1 protein-coding gene is annotated in these 788 nt (G+C 48.5%); it reads right to left on the reverse strand.

The window, feature by feature from the left end:
* Window positions 1-788 (reverse strand): elongation factor 1-alpha C-terminal domain-related protein (locus tag R7040_RS25870; protein ID WP_411978205.1); only part of this gene is annotated, 788 nt, incomplete at both ends.

Below are 788 nucleotides of genomic sequence, written 5' to 3' on the forward strand. Positions count from 1 at the left end.
GTTAAGCTTTCTTTCACCATACCAGCACCAACGGTCACATTAGTTAGGCGATCGATGATGATGAAACCACCGGTATCTGCGCAGTCTTGGTAATTGTCCAAAGCTACTGATTCATTGAGCGACCACTCACACAAACCAATGCCATTTAGAGGCAGTTCCGCAGCACTATGTGTCGACAAGTTATTGATGTCGTACTGGTGACGAATCGACTCTACGTGACCAACGGTCTTCTTACCTGCAATCTTGATGTCGTAATCACGACCAGGTTGCAACGGCTGCTCAGTCATCCACACCACATCGGCAAGCAAATGGTTGGTGGTTCGCACTTGCGCGTTCTCCAGCACGATCAAATCACCACGGCTGATGTCAATTTCATCATTCAGAGTCAGCGTAACGGCTAGACCAGCTTGCGCTTCTTCAATGTCGCCATCGAAGGTCACAATGCGAGCGACAGTCGACGTTTTACCGGACGGCAATGCTTTGATGGCATCACCGACTTTCACAGAGCCAGACGACACCGTGCCCGCAAAGCCACGGAAATCAAGGTTAGGACGATTCACGTACTGAACAGGGAAACGGAATTCACCCGCACCTTTTTCGTAGTCCACATCCACCGTTTCTAGCAACTCAAGCAACGATGGACCTTCAAACCAGTTCAGGTTCTGTCCTTTATCCACTACGTTGTCGCCTTCCAGCGCTGAAATCGGGATAATTTGAATATCAATATCGCCAGTTAGATTTTCAGAAAACTTCAGGTATTCATCACGAATTTCTTCGAAGCGCGCTTG

Source organism: Vibrio sp. 1069, assembly GCF_033340555.1.